Raw genomic sequence first — 14208 nt, forward strand, 5'->3', positions numbered from 1 at the left:
TCGATCGATCAATCAGTAAAAATCCACACAAGTTGTTCTTCATAATCTCTTAATGATCTTCTTGCTGATTCGTCATCAGCAAGCTAGGTCGGCTATATTACTCTTTATTTCGAAAGAGTCAACTGGTTTTATTAATTATTTTTAAACTTACTCAAGACTCTCAGATTCTACCGCTTTGGCTAAATCCTTGTTTCTCAACAAGTTTTAATCAACATCACCGCCGATGGATGTGCATTCTACAGCATTTCACACCCAACACAACCCCCTTTTCTCAATTATTTATAAAAAAAACCCCAGTTGTTTATTTATTCAGCAAAATGATGCTTTTTTCTTATTTTTTGAGTGAAAAGGGAATAATTTCTCCAATTTCATTGTGTATTTTTTCCTGAGAATTTTTTTCTTGCCACTTTAATGCACGACAATCCACATATTCACAATAACCACTTTCGCCCTGTTCCTCATAATTACCCATTTTGAGTTGATATTTAAAGCTCCCCACATAACCTGCAGCTAAACCAAATTTAAAATCACCACGACTTTGCGCGCAAAGATGGATGTGATGTCCCTGCTCGTCTTGATAATGCCATTCAAATTCTCGCGGCAAATACATTTTTTGCCCATTGGGGGTTTTCACAGCAGGATAAACACGATGAACTTGAAAGCGCACCATCCGATCAAACATATGGGTTTGTTGTTTCTGCAAGTCACGTATATAGATACGTGACTGTACAATTCGATTAAATGAATCTCGAATTTGTTGTAATAATAGCTGACGCTGATCCAGCAGATTAATGACTTGATATGTGAAAAAGGCTAAGGGTAAATAGCTAAAGTCTATACTGTGCGCGTATTCAAAAGCCCCTAACTGGTCAATGTCATAGCGCTGTTCTTTATATTTAACTTCGCCCTGACATCGACACAATACAGACCAATGCTCAGCAAGACCAAAACGCAATTTGGTGAAATGTGAAATCAGTGGTGTTGTTGTTATTTCAATCTTAAAACTCAATTCTGTGTCTTTTCTTTGAATTTGAAATTTTGGGAACGTTCCCATGAGCTGTTCTTTATTGGCAAATTTAAATGTTTTTTCTTGAAATGAACATTCCGCAGAAATTGAATAGCGGTTCAGTTGCCCTGCCATATGTGGACTACTACTGGCCAATACCGTAGCAGTATCTAAGGGTGTAGTTCTGATTGCACTGTTATTCCGAAACATGGGTGTATTAGGCTGCCCAATCATGCTCAAAAAATTTAAATAATGTAATGGGGCAGGAAGATTGGGAATAGTTAAAGCTTGATGAATAATTTTATATTTTTTATTGGGTGGATGATAAGCAGGGAGTGACCGTGAAGGAGCCTGATTAAGTTGTTTAGACTGATCGAGAAAATCTTGAAACAACCACATAGCATACTCCTTCTACATATCATTAACTCATGATGGGCTGTGCTGACGTCCTGCTAAAAACGTAGTAACAAAGCCAGATAGTGCATAAATCAAGGAGATGACCAAAATACCGACAGGAATATTGTAAGTTATTGCAGCAAAAATAAAGACCGCGATAGGAAGGACAAAAAATGGAACACGCTTACGATCTACCGTTTTAAATGAATAATATTTAATATTCGAAATCATAAGGAGTCCGACAGACACAATCACTGCTGCACTAATCGCTTGAATACCCCGCTCACGAATATTAAAAATTTCTGGGAAATCGAGTCCGACCCAAACCAATGAAATAATAATAATGGCAGCAAGTGGACTAGCTACACCAATAAAGTAACGCTTATCCACCACACCAATTTGCACATTAAAACGAGCTAGACGGAACGCAGCACAGGCAGTGTAGACAAAGCAACACGCTAAACCTATGCGACCGAGCGAATCCAAACTCCAGCTATACATCAAAATAGCGGGTGCAACACCGAACGCCAATAGATCAGATAAAGAATCATACTGTTCACCAAAAGCACTCTGCGCACCAATGGCTCGTGCAACTCGACCGTCCAAACCATCCAACAACGCTGCCAAGAAAATGGCATAAATCGCTTGCTGGAAGTTGCCATTCATACTGGCAATGATGGAATAGAAGCCTGACAACAACGCTGCCGTTGTAATCAGGTTCGGCCACAAATAAATACCTCGACGTTTTACTTTTTGACCTTCCTGTGTATGCTCTTCTTCTTCCACCTCGAAAGTAATCCCATCAAAAGTAGGCGTACTGCGGGGTGAAGATTCACTTTCAGGTTTATTTATATTTGTCATTCTCTGTCGATCCTAATGTAGCCTTTTCTCTTATAGTCTATCTTTATTCGCCAACTAACCAACGAACAGCAGCATGACCACCATTTTCACTCATACGCAAATGCGGGAATAACCATTGTAGCGCTTCATCTGCATCTTCGGAGAACTTCCAAGGTGGGTTAATCACTAACAGACCACAGCCATTTAAGCCCACTGGCGTATCATCTGGCCAAACACACACTTCACAGATCAACTGACGGCGAATACCGGTTTTAATCATTTTCTTTTCAAAACGTTCAATCATGGCGCGGTCTTTGATTGGATACCAAATTGCAAAAACACCCGTTGGCCATTTTTTATATGCAGTCGCTATGAGATCAACCAATTGAGGGAAATCTTTACGCTCCACTTCGTAAGGCGGATCAATCATCACCAAACCGCGTTTTTCTTTGGGTGGAATAACGCCAAATAACCCTTCATAAGCATCGCGCTCATGTAAGCCAGCGCGTTTGTCACGAACGTTGTAATACAACTGTTGGAATACATCACGCTGCATTTCAAAAATAGTGGCTTTATCGATTTCGCGCATGCCTTCCAATGCAAACCACGGCGAACCTGGATAAGCACCTTTGCCTGAACCTTCACGCATTTTTTCAACAATTTTTAAATACTGCTGAACACCTTCAGGCGCATTACGCTTAATCGAGTCATCAAGTTTTACTAAACGGTGAATACCATTTAAGAACTCACCCGACTTTTGTGCTTCTGAAGTCGATAAATCATATTTACCAGCACCGCCATGCGTATCAATATAACGATACGGTTTATCTTTTTGATTGAGGCGAGCCAAAATCTGAAGCAAAAGGACATGCTTCATGACATCTGCAAAGTTACCTGCATGGAAGTGGTGACGGTAATTCATGTTTCTATCATTCCTAAAATCAATGAGTATTTTAGCATGAAAAATAGTTTCGTTCAGATTGCTTTCATACACTAGAATAACCGTGGCTTTTCTTTGTCTTTTTTAGGTTAATGTAATGGAAGCAGCTCTTCTCCCAAAGTCTTGGAATGTTGATCAAATCCTAGATGATTTAGATCAACATGGTTTTGCCATCATTGATGACGCCTATTCTAATGACTATGTACATCAACTCATTGAAGAATGTACTTCGAACTTAAACCGCTTTCGTGAAGCCGCTATTCAAAACGGTGTCATCAGCAAGATCCGTAGTGATCACATTTTATGGCTCAATCCCGAGCTCGTTATTTCCAATCAACATGTTCAAACTCTTTATAGTTTGGGTCAGGAACTAAATCGTGCCTTTTATCTTGGTATTCGAGACGTCGAAGCTCATTTTGCTTGCTATAACGCTGGCGAGTTTTATGCCCTACACCGTGATAATCCTCAAGGCAAAAATGGCCGCATGATTTCTACGGTTTATTATTTACACGAAGACTGGCAAGACGATTGGGGCGGTGAACTTCATCTGCAAGATAAAAATGACATTTGGCATGTGCTACAACCCAAACCGAATCGTATTGCGCTGTTTCAAAGTGACTTACTGCATGAGGTCTTAGAAGCTAAACATCAACGTTTATCGATTACTGGATGGTTACGGAGTGACAGTACAATTCTGTGATTCAAGCAAAAAGACTTTAAATTGTAAGAAGTATCCTCATATACTGAACATCAATTGATGAGGATGTAACCGATGCGTGCCAGCAGTCAACAAATTATTCAGCGTATTGGTGAAACAGATCAACTCTACCTACAAGGCAATAGCCCTGAATTAGCCCTTGAGCGTGCTGATTTGCGCTTACAGTTGGTCACACTGAGCCAACTGCGCCAAGAGCAAGTGCACTTTTTACAAGAAGCAGTAGTATTACTTGAGCAAGGTCGAATTGAGTTTGAGGAAATGCCTCTATCTTTGTACCTTAATTTGTCTTTGCACCTTGCTAAGGCTTATATGCTGTACTTTGAAATCACCAAAGAAGATCGCTTTGCGTTGATTACACAGCAAATTTTAAAACCACTGACCAACTATGGTCAGGGCGATATTTACCTATTTTTGGCCTATGCCTCGGTCAGTAGAAAAGAGTCAGCATTGGCACGACACTGGCTTGGTAAATATGCGAAAAGTACCGAGTTTGATTTCGTTTTACTGCGTGAACATGCCGCTTTTGTTGACTTTCATCAAGAAGATTGGTTTATCAAGTTGATGCAAAGTAAATTGCACTAAATGTACAAATAAAAAACGCCTGAAATCAGGCGTTTTTTTATGAGTCAATTCTACTATTCAAATGGCGGCGACATAAAATTAATTTAGGCAGTTTGAAGTTTATAAGCATCGAGGTGTAACTGTTGATTGAGCTCATCAACCATAATCGCCCAATCATCATCTTGAACCAAATGACTAATTAATAGCGCACGTTGTGCAGAATTCCAAAATGGTGCTTCGTGTAAAGATTGATGAGCAGGAAGTTGATGCGTACGAATATATAACTCGATGGCAGCCGCACTATTGGCGAGTCCCAGTTGCGAAAATAAAAGCTCTAAGGATGGTTTATGTTGACTAAGCATCTCGGCCTCCTTATCAATACTATTGTCAATTATTATTTAATTAACTTATATGTATTTTCTAAAAAAACCTAGTCATAAAACTAGGTTTGTTGTTTCAATTTGTGATTATAAATGACACGAACCTGAAAGCGTATGTTCTGTATGCAATTGTTCATTTAGCAGATCGACCACCATTGCCCATTCATCATCTTTTTTCCAATTACTGATAATGAAATCATGCTGTGCTTTTGACCAAAAGGGTGCTTTATGCAATGGAACATCTGAAGTAAGTTGGTGTGTTTCAATAAACTGATCAATTGCTTCTGCACTCGCATCAAGCCCCAATTGTTCAAATAAAAGTTCTAAAGTTGGTTGTTGGTCAAACATCATTGTTCTCCTCAAGCCCTGATCATGCCCTTTTAGAATAAACCGTTCCCCTTCTACGCTCAGTTGTATCTACATCACAGCATGTTATTTTTTGTTCAACACACCCTCAATATAAAAAAGCACCCCAAATGGAGTGCTTTTTCAAAACAGATCTTAAACTGATCAGTTTTTAATTATTTAAGCATGTCAGCAATTGCTGCACGTTCTTCTTCAAGTTCGTTTAACGTGAAGTTGATACGCTCACGGCTGAACTCGTCGATTTCAAGACCTTGAACGATTTTGTATTCGCCATTTTCACAAGTTACAGGGAAACCGAACATTACGCCTTCAGGGATACCGTAAGAACCGTCAGAAGGAATACCCATCGTTACCCATTCGCCGTTTGTGCCAAGCGCCCAATCACGCATGTGGTCAATTGCAGCGTTTGCAGCAGATGCAGCAGAAGATAAACCACGTGCTTCGATGATCGCAGCGCCACGCTTACCAACTGTAGGAAGGAATACGTCTTTGTTCCATGCATCATCGTTGATTTTGTCTTTTAAGCTTTCGCCATTTGCAGTTGCAAAACGGTAGTCAGCATACATCGTTGGAGAGTGGTTACCCCAAACTGTCATTGTTTTGATGTCAGAAACAGCAACGCCAGCTTTTTGAGCAAGTTGAGTTAACGCACGGTTGTGGTCAAGACGTAACATTGCTGTGAAGTTTTTCGCTGGAAGATCTGGAGCAGATTTCATTGCGATATAAGCATTCGTGTTCGCTGGGTTACCCACAACAAGAACTTTAACATCACGGCTCGCAACTTCGTTAAGTGCTTGACCTTGACCAATAAAGATTTCACCGTTTACTTTAAGAAGGTCAGCACGTTCCATACCAGGACCACGTGGACGAGAACCAACCAATAACGCGTAGTCAGCATCTTTAAATGCAACTTTTGGATCATCAGTACCGATCATGCCAGCCAATAATGGGAAAGCACAGTCGTCTAATTCCATCATTACGCCTTTAAGCGCAGCTTGAGCTTTCTCAAAAGGAACTTCTAACAATTGCAGAATAACTGGTTGGTCTTTACCTAACATTTCGCCACTAGCGATACGGAATAATAGGCTATAACCGATTTGACCAGCAGCGCCAGTAACGGCAACGCGAACAGGTTGCTTCATGTACTTATCTCCATTTGAGGAACGTTATATGATTAAATAGCTGTTCTATCTAATCTTAATAATCATAAACGGCAAAGATTGTACTCCAATACTTTGGTAGATGCATGTAAAAGAGAATGAATTCCAACAAAAGTATGATAGGAAATATAAATTAATTTAGGGAAAGAGATTAGTAAGAACCCTTGATCGCAAAAGAATTTGGGCAGTTTTCTTGTATATTCTCTGCACAAGCTTTGTACTGACCATTAGGTTTATAACAGACCTTGACTTCGGTCAAAATATTGGTTTGGCGGTGAGTACGGCAGCTAAAACGTAACCCGCTTGCAGGCAGCCCGGGGTTCAAACGCTGAAACTGCCCTCGCAAGGTATTAAGTTGCGCAGTTTTATTTTCAGATGAAGTCAAATCTGCGGGAATTTTTAAACGTTCCGCATAATTAATCACATTACGAAAATATTGACTGGCACTCATCGGCACACATCCCCCAATTTCTGCCCACAACTGGCGACGTGCATGCTCATCGGGCATCACCCTAGCCACCACTTTAGTTTGAAGTGGAGACAATACACCTGAAGATTTGGTCTGACACTCTCGTGTTGTAGTTTCAGGGTACAAGCCAGTAATATTGAGTGAATAACCTTCCAAACATTTCCGTTTCTTTGAGCCTTGGCTATCAAACAAACACACGGCAGGTGTCATTTGAACTTCCATCACATAGCCAAACACGGTCGGTGTCGCATGGGCTGATGTCGCAAAAAATCCCATAGCTATGCCGCTGCTGATCAACAGCAGAAGCTTTTGCGTTAAGACTGATTGGGATGACATCAAAACCATAAAATGTCTAGGCCTTTATTATTGACTTCTAAAAGGGATATTTTGCATGCGCTGGGTGATCGACTGTGGCCCCTGTCCAAGCAGAACACCATAATGGGTCGCATTACTCATGACATGCTTGACGTAATCGCGAGTTTCAGTCAAAGGAATACTTTCTGTGTATTGATCCGCCGCAATCGGCTGATTTTCAGGCTGCCAACGGCGCGCACGATTTGGCCCTGCGTTATAACCTGCTGTGGCAAGTACAGGACTGTTACTTAATTGGCTTTGAATCATGGACAAGTAGAATGTGCCATAACGAACATTGGTATTCATATCACTCAGTGCAGCAGGATTATAGGTTTCACCCATTTGTCTAGCGACTAGTTTTGCCGTATCTGGCATGATTTGCATCAAACCACCTGCCCCAACATGCGAGCGAGCATGGGTAACAAATCGACTTTCTTGGCGCATTAACCCATACGCCCATGCAGGATCTATGCCTGCATTGCGACTATGGCTGACCACATAGCTTTGATGCGGCATGGCATAACGATAACTGTAGTTATGTTGCTTGACGGTTCGATCGGCTGCATAGATCGCGCGGTCATACCATCCCATTTCTGTTGCACGTTTGGCCGCAGCCAAAATTAAGCCATCATCTTGTTTTAAATAAGCTTGTCGAACAGCCCAATTCCATTCACGGTTGACATAATTGTCTGGCGCATTGACGTTGCGTAGTGCAAAAGCGCGACTAAAGTGAATATCTTGGCTCAAACGCTGCGCATCCGCATTGCTGGGTTGGGTATTGGCTGGAATCGTTTGATAACGCTGACCAATACGATCTTTTGCCAATAAGTTATGATAATCGTCACCTACTGACAATTTTTTGAAGATCTCGCGCGCCAGTGCTTTTGACTTTGCATCACCACGTTGTTCTGAAGCACGGGCTAACCAATACTGCCAGCGGTCTTCTTGTTTCTGCGTCACACTCATGCCATCAATGGCACGAATCACACTCTCCCATGCGCCGAAACGAATAGCTTGGCGTGCATAAATTTCAGCTTCTTCTTCACTCAGTGCTAAACCATAACTCCGATCGAAGGCTTGCAACACTTCCACATTAAAATTGTTTTTCATAACGGTTGTGCCACCGATATACCCCACGGCACGGTACAACGCTTTTTGTACCAACTCAGGTGTCCCCTCTGCAGCACGCTTGACCGACGCCAGTGCAGTATTTAGATCACTGTCGGCTAAACGGCCAATGGCATAAATTAAATATGCTTGATCTGCCGCCGATGCTTTCGGTGCGGACCAGAGATAGTTCAGCGGATCGGCTTGAATGCTATTCAGCTGGGCCAAAGACAGATTCATGCCAATGGTCTGTGCGGTTGCAATCGCTTGACCTGACTGCCCTGCACGTAGCTGCGCCCATAAACGTTGTTGTTTGTCTTGTTCCGTCATCAGTGGACTAGACAACATCATGCGCCCTAGCCCCGTACAAGACTCAGGCTGTGAATTGGTCGTGAGCCAAACATCTTTATATTCAGCAAAAACCAAAGGGTCACCAGACTTGGCACGGACTTGTGCTATAGCACAACTTTCTGCGCGATCTGCATTGGACACATAGGCCAATACCGGCTGCGCAGAAGTAAAGTCGGCCATTTTGACTTTTTCTTCGATGTAATCTGCTGCTAACTTCTCAGCCATAGCAGATTGCGGATAGCGCTGTGCAAATCCGACAATATTCGCCGCAGGTTGCAATGCCAAATTACTGTTAAGCACCCAGTATTCAGGATAATAGCCCAGTACATCACCCTGCATACTGCTTTGATATTGTTGTAATAAACCAACATTGCCTGCATTTGCTGCACGCAAGGCATCATTAAACTGTTCATCTGCGGCATGTGTCACTGCCGATAGACCTAAGGCAGCCACACCCAACGCAAACACTTGATAATATTTATTCTGTAATCGTTTTAACATGGGTTTGCCTTCAGTCATCTTTGGATTGCCTAGTCTCGTCTCATCATTTTCATTAGTTTAATAACTCATAACAGACTCTATTGTTCTCTTATGTAACCTTATGATTAGACAATATTAATTTTCCTGCATTTTCACTTCACAAATCAATCTTTTTAGCTTCAGATTTAAAGCTATAAGTTTATTCAGATTTCCTGCTAAAATATGCGCCTTTCGTAGATTTCACATGGTGTTTGATCATCCTTTTTTGTGGCCAGCCAAGCTCTGCTTTCGCCGCCACAGATACCGATCAGAAACAAAAACCTAGATTTATCCCCCTTAGGAGCCTACATGACGGTTCAAACCTTCATTCCAAATGGTGCCCAAGCTGCCTCAGAAAACACTGTTACCCAGCCACAGCACACCCCAGCCATCGATGGATCAGTTAAAAAACTGTATATCGAAACGCAAGGGTGTCAGATGAATGAGTATGACAGTCACCGTATGGCAGACTTACTTGGCGACTCACACGGCTATGTACTGACTCAAGACCCGAAAGAAGCGGATATTCTATTGATGAATACCTGCTCTATTCGTGAAAAAGCACAAGAAAAAGTGTTTTCCGAGTTGGGGCGCTGGCGCAAGCTGAAAGATAAAAATCCTGACCTGATCATTGGTGTCGGTGGTTGTGTTGCTTCTCAAGAAGGCGACAATATTCAAAAACGTGCCAATTATGTCGACATGATTTTTGGTCCACAAACTTTGCACCGTTTGCCACAAATGCTCGATCAGCATTTCGAACAAATCGAAAAACCCAAGAAAGAAAAAATCAAACTGGTGGATATTTCTTTCCCTGACATTGAAAAATTCGACTTTTTACCTGAACCGCGTGTAGAAGGTTACAAGGCTTTTGTTTCAATTATGGAAGGTTGTTCAAAATATTGTTCATTCTGTGTGGTGCCTTACACCCGTGGTGAAGAAGTTTCACGTCCACTGGATGATGTTTTAGCAGAAATTGCCACTTTAGCCGAAAAAGACGTACGAGAAATTTCTTTGCTCGGTCAAAATGTAAATGGTTACCGCGGTGAAACTTTCGAAGGTAATATCTGTACTTTTGCCGACTTGTTACGTCTTGTTGCAGAAATTCCGGGGATTGGTCGTTTGCGTTATACCACCTCACATCCGCTTGAGTTTAACGATGATTTGATTCAATGCTACCGTGACTTACCACAAATGGTATCGCATCTGCATTTGCCTGTACAAAGTGGTTCAAACGATGTACTGCAAGCGATGAAACGAAACCACACCATTGATGTCTATATCGACAAAATTGCTAAGTTACGTAAAGTGCGTCCTGATATGCATTTATCAAGTGACTTCATTATCGGCTTCCCAGGCGAAACTGATGCTCACTTTGAAGAAACTTATCAATTTATCAAAGACATGGACTTCGACCATTCTTATAGTTTCGTGTATTCAAAACGCCCAGGTACACCTGCATCTGACCTTGAAGATACGACACCTGAAGAGGTGAAAAAAGAGCGCTTAGCCAAGGTTCAAAAGTGGATTAAACAATCTAGTATTGAAAAGACCGATGCCATGCTCGGCACCATTCAACGGGTTTTGATCGAAAAAGTTTCAGATAAAGATCCAAACTTATTGATTGGTACGGCAGATAACACCCGTTACGTGAGCTTTATTGGTGATGCAACATGGGTTGGACGTTTCGCTGAAATCGAAGTGACAGAGATTAAAACTTTGAATTTTGTTTATGGCGAACTCTTGAATCTTGAGCCTGACGTGGCGTAATGTAAGGGAATAGATTCTGACTACTTAAAGGAATTCTCTTGACTGCAGCGATTCGACGTACAGTAACTTTTCCTGGGGTTTCAATAGAACGTTTAAAGAGCATGCTCGGTGCTTATAACGGTCATTTGAAACAAATCGAACAGCGTTTAGATGTCACTATTTCCCATCGAGGTGATGCATTTTATGTCGATGGTGAAATGGATGCAGTTGAGAGAGCCGAAGGCCTGCTCCATCGCCTGCATGAAGAAGCAGAAAATACGGCACAAATCAGTGCCGATACCTTACACCTCATGATTCAAGGCAGTCAGACTGACCGTGAATTGCAAGAAGACCTCGATGGGCAAGAGCACACTGGTTTAGATGAAGTGTGGCTCCAAACCCGTAAAGGTCGTATCAATCCACGTGGTGCCAACCAAAAGCGTTATGTGCAGCGTATTCTACAAAGCGATATTTCTTTTGGTATTGGACCTGCGGGTACAGGTAAAACCTATCTCGCAGTTGCAGCCGCAGTTGACATGCTAGAACGTAATGAAATTCAACGAATTTTATTGGTTCGCCCTGCCGTTGAAGCAGGTGAAAAACTTGGTTTTCTGCCGGGTGATTTAAGCCAAAAAATCGACCCTTATTTGCGCCCACTCTACGATGCCTTGTATGAAATGCTTGGTTTTGAAAAAGTGGCCAAACTGATTGAACGTCAAGTGATTGAAGTCGCACCACTGGCTTATATGCGTGGTCGAACTTTAAACCACTCTTTCGTGATTTTAGATGAAGCGCAAAATACCACGCCTGAACAAATGAAAATGTTCCTCACACGCTTAGGCTTTGGTTCGCGCGCAGTGATTACAGGCGATATCACACAGGTCGACTTACCGCGTGGTCAGCAATCTGGTCTGGCACATGCTTTACGCATCATCGACAAGATCAAAGAAATTCATATTACTCGTTTCCACTCTCGTGATGTGGTACGTCACCAATTAGTACAAAAAATTGTTGAAGCTTATGAGGGATGGGATGCAGAACAACATCGCTTAACGGCTGAAGCGCGTGCTGAACGCAAAGCGCGTCAAGAGGCCTTAGTGGCTGAAAATGATGCCGCTGCCGATGCTCAGCATTAAGTTAAAGTCTGCGGGCATTTTAAAATGCCCGCAGATATCATTATTTAAGGATCTATTTTGAAACTGAGTCTTTCTCTACAACAGGACTTTCAAGCACCTGAGTTGGTCTTGAAACGTGGCTATATCAAAAAAGTTGTAGAAACTGTTTTACGTCATATTGGCACACAAAGTAACTGTGAAATTGGTATTGCTTGTGTCCACCATGACGAAAGTCATAAATTGAATTTGGAATATCGCGGCAAAGATAAATCAACCAATGTGTTGTCTTTCCCTAGTGACTTACCCGATGAAATGGCGCAAATCCTTGACTCATTTCCCATTGGCGATTTGGTCATTTGCATTCCTGTAGTACTGTTGGAAGCGAAAGAACAAAACAAAACGCCACTGACGCATTTCACTCATATGTTGGTACATGGCACTTTGCACCTCATGGGCTATGACCATGAAACGTCAGAAGCAGATGCTGAAGAAATGGAAGGTATCGAAATTGAAATTTTGGCTAAACTCGGTTTTGAAAACCCTTATTTAGAACAATAATTATTAGATTTGAAACAGCTCACCCGATTCATCTCGATGTGTCGGGTTTATTTATGCTAAAAATAATACAAGATGAAAAATAGATGAAGAGATTATAAAAATGCATACATTGATTTCAAAACTACTCTGCATTATCGCCCTATCCTGCACCATGCCACTTTATGCCAATAGCAATACTGAAAATCAAACATCCTGTCAGGAAGTGAAGTTTCAAGACGCAGATCAGGCGTGGGCTGGACATTATTATTTAAACGGCGTTATGGAGGTCGGTTCAGAGCTTTTACTAGAGCCCAACGGTAAATTTAAATGGTACTTAGCTGTCGGCTCTTTAGACCAATATGCCGAAGGAACATGGTGGAAAAACGGCAATTGCATTGGTTTAAAAGCATTACCGAAATATAGCAAGCACTTAGAAATTTTTCCTACCCGCATAGATGTGGAAGAGTCTCATTTAACTGTGACTTGGATCGGTGGACGTCAAGACGGTGCCTATGTACGCGCAACTCAATAATCCAAAGTAAGCAAAATCATCAAAGTACACTTAAAAATGCACGGCTCAGTGCACTTCAAACTCTGCCTCTGCTGGGTCAAAACGCCATGTACGCACAATGCGTAACTCAGAAATATCCTTCATTTTGACATCAAATCCACCGAATGGTGCAGCCTTACGTACTGAGGCTTTTGCAGCCTCATCGAGCATCTCATGGCCTGAGCTATCAATCAGACGAATGGCGCGGATACCTCCTGATGCATTTAGAATCACCATTAAACGTACTTCACCCGCCAGTCGTTGTTGTTTAGCCGCTTCTGGATAGTAACGGTTGCCATAAAATTCCACTTTCTGACGGAACTTTTCAAGATAGGCGGCCGAAATATCTTGCTTGGCTTGAATACCATCGACTGTTTTAATTTTTTGCTGACGGCTAAAGTTTTGTTGACGTTGCAAATATTGCGCTTCAAGGCTGGCCACCATTGCTGCTTTGGCTTGAAACTGACTGTTCATTTCTTCCATGGCTTTTTTGCGCTGGTTATCCTCAGCTTGTTTTTGCCAACTTAAAGTCGTCATCAACAGTTTTTCTTCAAAGTTCAGCTCACGTTTTTGTTGGATTTGTTCTAAAGTTTCACGCTGCTGTTCACCTGTACTTTGCTCAAGCATCGGTGCGGGCATGTCACTCGACATGCGATGTGACTCACGAAAGGTCCCTGAACCTTGTTGATCGGCTTGTGCTAAAAAATCTGCATTTTCAATTTTTTGATCAGAAGGACGCAAAGTAACCGCAATTTCTTTCACAGCCGTATCATTTTCTTGAGGCATCGCAAATTGCAAAGTCAAAATCACGAGATGCAAAAACACCGCCAACACAACAGTCGCTGTAAAAATTGGGTCTTTCCACCAATCATGAGCCAAAGGCATTACATTTATTTTTCTAAGCATCACACCAAACCGACAATTTGTCTTGTTCCCCAAAGCGCAGGCGCGCAGTATAAAATAGACACAGTCTTCATTTTATTGCGTAGAATGAGACCTTGTGCCATTTAGATTCACTGTTTCATAAAATCATGAAAATGGTGCAATGAATTTTGCTAAACTGCAAGGTTCATGAGCAGTATTTTTCAAACAC

The 14208-nt window shown here is 41.8% G+C and carries 15 protein-coding genes; 6 read left to right on the plus strand and 9 right to left on the minus strand.

Features of this window, described 5'->3' with window-relative positions; genetic code table 11:
• Positions 1-331 precede the first annotated feature (331 nt).
• The 3 genes from ACG9ZB_RS11915 to ACG9ZB_RS11925 are packed head-to-tail and all read right to left on the minus strand — an operon-like array spanning position 332 to position 3164.
• On the minus strand, positions 332-1405 hold the full coding sequence (locus ACG9ZB_RS11915) for a DUF6670 family protein (protein ID WP_419325983.1): 1074 nt from the start codon (positions 1403-1405) through the stop codon (positions 332-334).
• Between the two features lie 27 nt (positions 1406-1432).
• On the minus strand, positions 1433-2263 hold the full coding sequence (gene pssA, locus ACG9ZB_RS11920; protein WP_419325984.1) for a CDP-diacylglycerol--serine O-phosphatidyltransferase: 831 nt from the start codon (positions 2261-2263) through the stop codon (positions 1433-1435).
• 43 nt (positions 2264-2306) lie between these two features.
• On the minus strand, positions 2307-3164 hold the full coding sequence (locus ACG9ZB_RS11925) for a 23S rRNA (adenine(2030)-N(6))-methyltransferase RlmJ (RefSeq protein WP_419325985.1): 858 nt from the start codon (positions 3162-3164) through the stop codon (positions 2307-2309).
• Positions 3165-3279: 115 nt separating this feature from the next.
• On the opposite strand from ACG9ZB_RS11925, the gene ACG9ZB_RS11930 reads away from it, so the two are divergent.
• Complete coding sequence (locus tag ACG9ZB_RS11930) at positions 3280-3882, plus strand: 2OG-Fe(II) oxygenase (RefSeq protein ID WP_419325986.1); 603 nt, start codon at positions 3280-3282, stop codon at positions 3880-3882.
• A 72-nt stretch (positions 3883-3954) separates the two neighbouring features.
• On the plus strand, positions 3955-4482 hold the full coding sequence (locus ACG9ZB_RS11935; RefSeq protein WP_419325987.1) for a hypothetical protein: 528 nt from the start codon (positions 3955-3957) through the stop codon (positions 4480-4482).
• Between the two features lie 83 nt (positions 4483-4565).
• Here the strand turns inward: ACG9ZB_RS11935 and ACG9ZB_RS11940 are convergent, their stop codons facing one another.
• The 5 genes from ACG9ZB_RS11940 to ACG9ZB_RS11960 all read right to left on the minus strand — a co-directional run bounded on the left by ACG9ZB_RS11940 (position 4566) and on the right by ACG9ZB_RS11960 (position 9167).
• Entirely contained in the window at positions 4566-4823 is a 258-nt protein-coding gene (locus tag ACG9ZB_RS11940) for a DUF2789 family protein (protein WP_159152609.1), read from the minus strand.
• Positions 4824-4928: 105 nt separating this feature from the next.
• A complete protein-coding gene (locus ACG9ZB_RS11945; RefSeq protein WP_004691222.1) occupies positions 4929-5189 on the minus strand; it encodes a DUF2789 family protein in 261 nt (86 codons plus the stop codon).
• Positions 5190-5362: 173 nt separating this feature from the next.
• Positions 5363-6349, minus strand: a complete 987-nt coding sequence (locus ACG9ZB_RS11950; protein WP_419325988.1) for a malate dehydrogenase — start codon at positions 6347-6349, stop codon at positions 5363-5365.
• Positions 6350-6518: 169 nt separating this feature from the next.
• Entirely contained in the window at positions 6519-7112 is a 594-nt protein-coding gene (locus tag ACG9ZB_RS11955; protein WP_419326028.1) for a ribonuclease I, read from the minus strand.
• Positions 7113-7199: 87 nt separating this feature from the next.
• A complete protein-coding gene (locus ACG9ZB_RS11960; RefSeq protein ID WP_419325989.1) occupies positions 7200-9167 on the minus strand; it encodes a transglycosylase SLT domain-containing protein in 1968 nt (655 codons plus the stop codon).
• Positions 9168-9476: 309 nt separating this feature from the next.
• Between ACG9ZB_RS11960 and miaB the strand changes: the two genes are divergently transcribed.
• From miaB to ACG9ZB_RS11980, 4 genes are all read left to right on the plus strand, one after another.
• Complete coding sequence (gene miaB / locus ACG9ZB_RS11965; RefSeq protein WP_419325990.1) at positions 9477-10934, plus strand: tRNA (N6-isopentenyl adenosine(37)-C2)-methylthiotransferase MiaB; 1458 nt, start codon at positions 9477-9479, stop codon at positions 10932-10934.
• Between the two features lie 38 nt (positions 10935-10972).
• A complete protein-coding gene (locus ACG9ZB_RS11970; protein ID WP_004977846.1) occupies positions 10973-12049 on the plus strand; it encodes a PhoH family protein in 1077 nt (358 codons plus the stop codon).
• 57 nt (positions 12050-12106) lie between these two features.
• Positions 12107-12586, plus strand: coding sequence for an rRNA maturation RNase YbeY (gene ybeY, locus ACG9ZB_RS11975; protein WP_419325991.1), 480 nt, complete (start codon positions 12107-12109; stop codon positions 12584-12586).
• Positions 12587-12686: 100 nt separating this feature from the next.
• Positions 12687-13097: a hypothetical protein gene (locus ACG9ZB_RS11980; RefSeq protein WP_419325992.1), complete on the plus strand. Its 411-nt coding sequence runs from the start codon at positions 12687-12689 to the stop codon at positions 13095-13097.
• Between the two features lie 45 nt (positions 13098-13142).
• Here the strand turns inward: ACG9ZB_RS11980 and ACG9ZB_RS11985 are convergent, their stop codons facing one another.
• On the minus strand, positions 13143-14000 hold the full coding sequence (locus tag ACG9ZB_RS11985) for an energy transducer TonB (protein WP_178904409.1): 858 nt from the start codon (positions 13998-14000) through the stop codon (positions 13143-13145).
• Positions 14001-14208 lie beyond the last annotated feature (208 nt).

The organism is Acinetobacter johnsonii (assembly GCF_048551975.1).
Classification (GTDB): Bacteria; Pseudomonadota; Gammaproteobacteria; order Pseudomonadales; family Moraxellaceae; genus Acinetobacter; species Acinetobacter johnsonii_A.

What these genes read in the sequence shown, in the direction of transcription:
- ACG9ZB_RS11930 (WP_419325986.1), top strand. Translation starts at nt 3,280, where the DNA reads ATGGAAGCAGCTCTTCTCCCAAAGTCTTGGAATGTTGATCAAATCCTA.
- ACG9ZB_RS11935 (WP_419325987.1), top strand. Translation starts at nt 3,955, where the DNA reads ATGCGTGCCAGCAGTCAACAAATTATTCAGCGTATTGGTGAAACAGAT.
- ACG9ZB_RS11945 (WP_004691222.1), bottom strand. Translation starts at nt 5,189, where the DNA reads ATGTTTGACCAACAACCAACTTTAGAACTTTTATTTGAACAATTGGGG.
- ACG9ZB_RS11955 (WP_419326028.1), bottom strand. Translation starts at nt 7,112, where the DNA reads ATGGGATTTTTTGCGACATCAGCCCATGCGACACCGACCGTGTTTGGC.
- pssA (WP_419325984.1), bottom strand. Translation starts at nt 2,263, where the DNA reads ATGACAAATATAAATAAACCTGAAAGTGAATCTTCACCCCGCAGTACG.
- ACG9ZB_RS11940 (WP_159152609.1), bottom strand. Translation starts at nt 4,823, where the DNA reads ATGCTTAGTCAACATAAACCATCCTTAGAGCTTTTATTTTCGCAACTG.
- ACG9ZB_RS11925 (WP_419325985.1), bottom strand. Translation starts at nt 3,164, where the DNA reads ATGAATTACCGTCACCACTTCCATGCAGGTAACTTTGCAGATGTCATG.
- ACG9ZB_RS11915 (WP_419325983.1), bottom strand. Translation starts at nt 1,405, where the DNA reads ATGTGGTTGTTTCAAGATTTTCTCGATCAGTCTAAACAACTTAATCAG.
- ACG9ZB_RS11985 (WP_178904409.1), bottom strand. Translation starts at nt 14,000, where the DNA reads ATGCCTTTGGCTCATGATTGGTGGAAAGACCCAATTTTTACAGCGACT.
- ACG9ZB_RS11950 (WP_419325988.1), bottom strand. Translation starts at nt 6,349, where the DNA reads ATGAAGCAACCTGTTCGCGTTGCCGTTACTGGCGCTGCTGGTCAAATC.
- miaB (WP_419325990.1), top strand. Translation starts at nt 9,477, where the DNA reads ATGACGGTTCAAACCTTCATTCCAAATGGTGCCCAAGCTGCCTCAGAA.
- ACG9ZB_RS11960 (WP_419325989.1), bottom strand. Translation starts at nt 9,167, where the DNA reads ATGACTGAAGGCAAACCCATGTTAAAACGATTACAGAATAAATATTAT.
- ACG9ZB_RS11980 (WP_419325992.1), top strand. Translation starts at nt 12,687, where the DNA reads ATGCATACATTGATTTCAAAACTACTCTGCATTATCGCCCTATCCTGC.